The following is a 5,832-nucleotide window of genomic DNA, read 5'->3' on the forward strand; positions in this document are numbered from 1 at the left end:
CGGGGTTCCACTCCAGTGTGAATTGTCCAGGCAGGGCCGTGCGGCTCTTGCCGATATCGACGGTGAAGGCGGGGCGGCCGATCGAACCGGCCAGCGGGCCGGCAACCGTCCGGCGCGCCGCCGCGGGCGCGGCCGAAACGACGAGGCGCACCGGCGCGGCCGTGGGTTCGGCTTCGCCGGCTTGGCGCAGCAAGAGCACCGGCCGGCCGGCATTCTGGGCGCGGGCATGGAGGCGGCGCGTGGCGGTAAGATCGAGCCGCTGCGGGTTGCCGCGGATCTCGAGGATAACGGCGGCGAAGGCCGTCATCCGGGCGGCTTCCTCGGCGATCCACAGCGCGTCGAGCAGTTTCGGCGCCTCGGAAAACAGCAATTGCTCCGGCGCGATGCCGAACAGGGCATGGAGCCCCCTGGCATAGGGAAAGCCCGCCTCGTGGAAGATTTCCGCGGTGCCGATCCACAGGATCGGCAGCCCCTGTCTTTGCTTGAGGATCAGGCTGACGAGCGAGAGCGCAAAACCGGCGACGGCTCCGGCATCGCGGGTTTCCAGGCCATGGATTTCGCTGAGCGCCGCCTTGGGCAGACCGCCGCCAAGCGCGGTGTCGAGGCGTTCGATGCCGGTGCGCAGAAAGTCGTCCGGCGAAGCCACCGCAAGACCGCGCCGCACAAGCGTCATATCCGATCTTGCCGCATCGGAAGGTGCGTTACCCGACGGCGCCTCAAGGCGCTCGGGCAGCGTTCCTTCGATCTTCGCGATCTGGCGGCGCAGGGCAAAAACAGTTTCCCGCGCCACGGCGCTCATCGCCATGACGTTCACTTCCGGTAGCAATTGTTCCTGTTATGTTCCTATAGATTCCAGAGGGCCCTGGAAGAGTCAAGCAGAGTCACAAGGAATTTATTCCTTGATGCTTTACCCTGGGAGAAGCCGACCGGGCGGCTCATTTGCCTCGACCGGCGCGAAAGCCTATATGCCGGGATCAAAGGATACCCAATGGCCCGCATCTATAAGACCCGCACCTGGCACGACCAGCTTTCGCCATCGATGGATGAGATGGAGTTCCTGGCGCTGGAGACCTACGCCCACCTGCCGGAGGAATTCCGCAAGCTCACCGGCGAGATCATCATCCAGATCGCCGATTTCCCGACCGACGAGATCATGGACGACCTGTCGCTGGAAACGCCCTTCGACCTGCTCGGCCTATTCGAAGGGCGCGGCATTGCCGAGCGCTGGAACCCGCACACCGGCGAAGGGCCGAACCGCATCACGCTCTACCGCCGCGCCATACTCGACTACTGGGCCGAGAACGAGGAGACGCTGGGCGACATCGTCACCCATGTGCTGATCCACGAGATCGGTCATCATTTCGGCCTGTCGGACGACGACATGGAGCGGATCGAGGAAGCGGTCGACCAGACGGCGGCGGGGTGAGCGTCAGGTCGCTTCAGCGGCTAACGCCTCGTTCCTTCACGCCCCCCTCTGCCCTGCCGGGCATCTCCCCCTCAAGGGGGGAGATCGGCTGTACCTACCAGTCGCTCAGCTTGGTGTCCGGGCCGTATTCCTGGCCTTCGACATCCTTCACCACGGCCTGGCCGCAGCGCATCGATTTGGTCTTCGTGTCATAGGCGTAGGTCGGCGAGCCGAACAGGTGCCAGCCCTTGTTCAGCGCGGCGGTCACCTTATGGCAGAAGCTCGAATCGTCCGGACCGGTCAGGAAGCGGTAGAGTTTCATTGTTTCGATCCTGTCATGCGTTATAGGCAGCCCGTGTCTGGCGGCCATCATGCGCGAATGGCGGCCGCCTTTGCCAGAAGTTTCTCGGCCGCGGCCAGATGCAGCCGCTCGACCATGCGGCCATCCATCGCGATGACGCCCTTGCCGGCATTTTCGGGCCGCGCGAACGCGTCCCTGATCGCGCGCGCCGCGGCCAGCGCCTCGGGCGCCGGCGCGAAGGCGCGGTTCGCCGGCTCGATCTGGCTGGGGTGGATCAGCGACTTGCCGTCAAAGCCCATGGCGGCTCCCTCCATGCATTCGCGCGCGAAGCCGCCAAGATCGCGAAAATCATTGGCGACGCCGTCGATCACGTCGAGGCCACCGGCGCGGGCGGCGAGCACCAGCTGCATCAGCCATGGCATCAGATAGCGCCGGTCAGGCGTCGCCAGAATGCCGGTCGCCTTCACCAGGTCGTTGGTTCCGGCAACGAAACAATTGAGGCGTGAAGCCGGATCGCGGCCAAGCTCGGCGATGGCGCCGACGTTGAGCAGCGCCTTGGGCGTCTCGATCATCGCCCACAACTTCACGCTGTCGGAAGCGAAATTGTCGTCCAGCAGGTCGCCAGCCTCGAGGACATCGCGCGGCGTGCCGATCTTGGGCAACAGGATGCCGTCGGACCCGGCCCTGGCAACGGCCAACAGGTCGTCGGCACCCCATTCGCTCGACAGCGGGTTGATGCGCACCACCATCTCGCAACGCCTTCCGGGCGCGGCCAGGATGTCCGCCAGTCTTTCGCGCGCGGCCGCCTTGGCGCCGGGCGCGACGGCGTCCTCAAGGTCGATGATGACGGCGTCGCAGGCCAGGGAAGCGATCTTGGCCAGCGCCTTCTCATTGGAGGCGGGCACGTAGAGCACCGAGCGGCGCGGGCGGTAGGGTTCGCTGGTCATACTTGAATCTATGCCGCCTGGAGACGGATGAGGCAAGCAGCGGGGGCCTGCACCAAAACTGCAAATCATTGCTGAAAATCTCAGGCGATCCGCCGCGAGCTTTCCGCGCCAACCGGCGAAACAGGCGGCATGCGAACACATCGGAAATCCCGCTGCTCCCTGCCATACCGGCTGCGCTACGAAGGCTGGTGGCTCGTCGATCCGCCAAGGACGCGCCCCACGGCGATCGTGCTGCCTTTCGCGCCTCGACCGCGACGTAATGTCCGGACCGTCAGGAAAGCCCGGCCATGACGACGGTATCGCTTCCACCAAGCTACTGCCGCCGCATCGGCGCCGCCGCGCTGCTGGTGGTGCTGGCGGATTTCCTCTTTTACGGCCAGCCTGCCGGCATCTCGGTCTTCCTGTTCGCCATCGTGCTCGCCGGCGCGGTCGTCGCCACGCATCCCGCCGCCTTGAGCAACGGCCGGGTCTGGCTCAGGCCAGTCGCGCTCTTTGTGGCGTTGCTACCGCTCGTCGAAAATGTCAACCCGCTCTCCGTCCTGGTCGCGATTGTCGCGCTGGCGGTGTTCGCGCTGTCGCTGGCAGGCAGGCTGCGGGCCAGCCTCGCCCGCATCGCCGGCCAGCTCTGCCTGTTCCTGGTATCGATGCCTTTCCGCTTCGCCCGAGACTTCCTGCGCTGGCGCGGGGTGGCCCGCAGGCTTGGACGGGGGCGCGTCCGGCTTGCCGCGGTCGCGGTCTGGACCATGCCGCTCACGCTCGGCCTCGTCTTCCTCGCGCTGTTCGGCGCCGCCAATCCGGTCATCGAGCACTGGCTCTCGCTGATCGACCTCTATGCCCTGCTCGAACGCATCGAGGTGGGCCGGCTCATCTTCTGGCTCGTCGTGCTCACTGGCGTCTGGGCCTTTCTGAGGCCGCGCCCGCCGCGCCTGATCAGGCCCATCTTGCCTTTCGCCGCGACCGCCAGATCGGCAAGGAACCCGGCCGAGGGCATCATCTTCGGCAAGGCGGCGATCCTGCGCGCGCTGATCGTCTTCAACGCGTTGTTCGCAGTGCAGACGGCGCTCGACGCCGCCTATCTATGGGGTGGCGTGACGCTGCCGGACGGGCTGACTTATGCCGCCTATGCGCATCGCGGCGCCTATCCGCTGGTCGTCACCGCACTGCTTGCCGCGGCTTTCGTGCTGGCGGCGCTGAGGTCCGGCAGCGAAACGTCGCGGGATCCGTCGATCCGGCGGCTGGTCTATCTCTGGGTGGCGCAGAACATCGTGCTGGTGGTCTCCTCGATGCTGAGGCTCGACCTTTATGTCGATGTCTATGCGCTCACCTATCTGCGCATCGCGGCCTTCGTCTGGATGGGGCTGGTGGCGGTGGGGCTGGCTTTAATCATCGCCCGCATCGCGCTGGCGAAATCCGGCGAATGGCTGCTCTCCGCCAACCTTCTGACGTTATCGGCGACGCTCTATGCCTGCTGCTACGTCAACTTCGCCGCGCTGATCGCCAACTACAATGTCGACTATTCGTTTGAGATGACAGGAAAAGGCGTTCCTCTCGATGTCTGGTATGTGCGCTCGCTCGGTCCCAACGCCCTGCCAGCGCTTGGCCGCTATTTCGACCATCAGAAGAAGACATTCCCTGACGGCGAGGCCGGTGACGGGCCTGACGCGATGACCGAACTTCACTTTCGCACAGGAAAGAAAAACTGGCATGCCTGGAGCTTTCGCGGCTGGCGTCTGCTGCGCACTCTCGACAAACAACGCTCGCTTGCTAATCCTGCCGTCGCCGAACCCTACACACCGGGCCGCTGATCAATGCCGCACAACATCCTCGTCGCTGACGACGACCCGCATATCCGCGAGATCATCTGCTTCGCGCTGGAAAAGGCCGGCATGACGACGCTTGGCGTCGCCGACGGCGCCGCCGCGCTGCAGGCGGTCGAGCGCCGCGCGCCTGATCTCATCGTCCTCGACATCGGCATGCCGGAGATGGATGGGCTGGAGGTCTGTCGCAGGCTGAGGCAGCGCTCCGACGTGCCGGTGCTGTTCCTGTCGGCGCGCGACGAGGAAATCGACCGTATCCTCGGGTTGGAAATGGGCGGCGACGACTATGTGACCAAGCCGTTCAGCCCGCGCGAACTGGTCGCCCGCGTCAACGTCATCCTGCGCCGCGCGCGACCAATGGCGGCGGAGGAGGAAGCGGATGCGTTCGCGCATGGCAAGCTGGTGCTCGTTCCGGCAAGCCATGCCGCGAGCTTCGACGGCAAGCCGCTGGTGCTGACCGCCATCGAGTTCGCAATCGTCAAGGGCTTCCTCGCCCGCCCTTCGCATGTGCTCGGCCGCGACGCGGTGATGGCCAATGCCTATGCATCGAACATCCATGTCTCCGAGCGAACGGTCGACAGCCACATCCGCAACATCCGCGCCAAGCTGGCGACGGTCGGCTGCGGGGATGCGATCGAGACCGTGCATGGCGTCGGCTTCCGGCTCGGCCGATGCGGTGGTTGAGCAAGGAAAGGTGGCGGCCGCGACTTGCCACCGTCGTCGTCGCCATCCTCATCGTGGTGATGGCGCTGCCGCTGGTCGGCCTGTTCTTCTTCCGGCTCTATGAGAATCAGCTCATCCGCCAGACCGAGGGCGAGCTCATCGCGCAGGGCGCCGTCGTCGCCGCCGTCTATGCCGACCTCGTGCGCGAGGCCGGCATTGCGCCTGACAAGCTTGGCGTGGAGATGCCCACGGTTCGAGACAACACCAATTATCCCTACCAGCCGATCGAGCCCAGCCTCGACCTTGCCTCTGACTATGTCATGCCGGCGCGTCCGGCGGCGCGTCTCGCGACCGCCGATCCGGCCTTCGCTGCGATTGGCGCGCGGCTCTCCGGCATTCTCGACGAAACGCAGAAGACGACACTCGCAGGCTTCCGGTTGCTCGATCCGCATGGGGTGGTGATCGCGGGCGGCGACGAGGTGGGCTCATCGCTCGCCCAGGTGGAGGAAGTGCAGCAGGCGCTTACAGGCGTCTATGCCAGCGAGCTTCGCCTCAGGATCCCCGACCAGCCGGCGCCGCCGCTCTATTCGGTGAGCCGCGGCACCAAGGTGCGCGTCTTCGTCGCCATGCCGGCCGAGGTCGCGGGCCGGGTCGCCGGCGTGGTCTACCTGTCGCGGACGCCGAACAACATCGTCAAGC

General features: G+C 65.6%; 6 protein-coding genes and 1 pseudogene. 4 read left to right on the forward strand and 3 right to left on the reverse strand.

Annotation, left to right across the window (positions count from 1 at the left end; genetic code table 11):
- The coding region (locus Q0L57_RS03985; RefSeq protein WP_296738418.1) for a hypothetical protein at positions 1–805 on the reverse strand (805 nt) is incomplete at its 3' end.
- A 183-nt stretch (positions 806–988) separates the two neighbouring features.
- On the opposite strand from Q0L57_RS03985, the gene Q0L57_RS03990 reads away from it, so the two are divergent.
- Complete coding sequence (locus Q0L57_RS03990; RefSeq protein ID WP_296738421.1) at positions 989–1,426, forward strand: metallopeptidase family protein; 438 nt, start codon at positions 989–991, stop codon at positions 1,424–1,426.
- A gap of 94 nt (positions 1,427–1,520) precedes the next feature.
- Here Q0L57_RS03990 and Q0L57_RS03995 read toward each other — a convergent pair whose 3' ends face one another.
- Together Q0L57_RS03995 and Q0L57_RS04000 are read right to left on the reverse strand one after the other, a co-directional pair.
- Positions 1,521–1,727 carry a DUF1737 domain-containing protein gene (locus tag Q0L57_RS03995; protein WP_296738423.1) on the reverse strand — a complete coding sequence of 69 codons (207 nt, stop codon included), beginning with the start codon at positions 1,725–1,727 and terminating at the stop codon, positions 1,521–1,523.
- A gap of 47 nt (positions 1,728–1,774) precedes the next feature.
- On the reverse strand, positions 1,775–2,653 hold the full coding sequence (locus Q0L57_RS04000) for a CoA ester lyase (protein WP_296738426.1): 879 nt from the start codon (positions 2,651–2,653) through the stop codon (positions 1,775–1,777).
- Between the two features lie 287 nt (positions 2,654–2,940).
- Between Q0L57_RS04000 and Q0L57_RS04005 the strand changes: the two genes are divergently transcribed.
- From Q0L57_RS04005 to Q0L57_RS04015, 3 genes and pseudogenes are all read left to right on the forward strand, one after another.
- Positions 2,941–4,458, forward strand: coding sequence for a DUF4173 domain-containing protein (locus tag Q0L57_RS04005; RefSeq protein WP_296738429.1), 1,518 nt, complete (start codon positions 2,941–2,943; stop codon positions 4,456–4,458).
- Between the two features lie 3 nt (positions 4,459–4,461).
- Entirely contained in the window at positions 4,462–5,154 is a 693-nt protein-coding gene (locus Q0L57_RS04010; protein ID WP_296738432.1) for a response regulator transcription factor, read from the forward strand.
- Positions 5,142–5,832, forward strand: a pseudogene (locus Q0L57_RS04015) (two-component sensor histidine kinase); the annotation flags it as partial. The gene Q0L57_RS04010 and the pseudogene Q0L57_RS04015, both read left to right, overlap by 13 nt.

The sequence above is a fragment of the Mesorhizobium sp. genome (genome assembly GCF_024509055.1).
GTDB lineage: Bacteria > Pseudomonadota > Alphaproteobacteria > Rhizobiales > Rhizobiaceae > Mesorhizobium.